The organism is Erysipelatoclostridium sp. An173 (assembly GCF_002160495.1).
Lineage (GTDB): Bacteria > Bacillota_I > Bacilli_A > Erysipelotrichales > Coprobacillaceae > Thomasclavelia > Thomasclavelia merdavium.
In genome coordinates this window covers 1-617 of the sequence record NZ_NFKR01000119.1, presented here as the reverse complement: position 1 = coordinate 617, position 617 = coordinate 1, and the positions used below count along the sequence as shown (strand labels likewise).

Below are 617 nucleotides of genomic sequence, written 5' to 3'. Positions count from 1 at the left end.
ATTATAGTATTGAATATTATTTATCTGGTAATGCTTTTAATAAATATAAGAAGTATTAAAGATTATGAAATTGCTACGATCTTAAAAGATGATAAAGATAATTAAAAAAATGGCAGCTGAGTGATAGCTGTCATTTTTTATTAATTAATCGCAATTATAGAACAACACTTTTTATCTAATAATTTAATATTATAAACCAGCACTTCTTGATCGCAATTATCTTAACAATTTCTCCTTCCACTTAACTACTATAAATAAACAATTGTCAAAGCTACAACAAAATAAATTAAAAACTGCTATTTAACCCTTTTTAATTACATTCTTGATTTTTTCTAGTGATTGTTCTTCTAATAACATTTTAAAAATAAGATCGTAAACTTCTGTTTCTAAATCATTTAAAATGCTACTGTCTTCATTTGGGTATCTCGATTTAAATAATTGGTTAGTTAGATTTCTCTTTTCTTCTTTTTTTCCAATCTTTATTCCTTCATCCTTACCAATTTCTATCCCTTCTTCTTTACCGATTTCTATTCCTTCTTCTTTGCCACGCAAATAATTAGCTTTCATTTCACTATTTTTGGCTTGAATGTTTAATTCCCGATTATATGCTGCCAGCC

General features: G+C 26.3%; 1 protein-coding gene. It reads right to left on the bottom strand.

The window, feature by feature from the left end:
• Positions 1–300: 300 nt before the first annotated feature.
• On the bottom strand, positions 301–617 hold a 317-nt coding region (locus tag B5F09_RS14685; RefSeq protein ID WP_087375032.1), incomplete at its 5' end, for a hypothetical protein.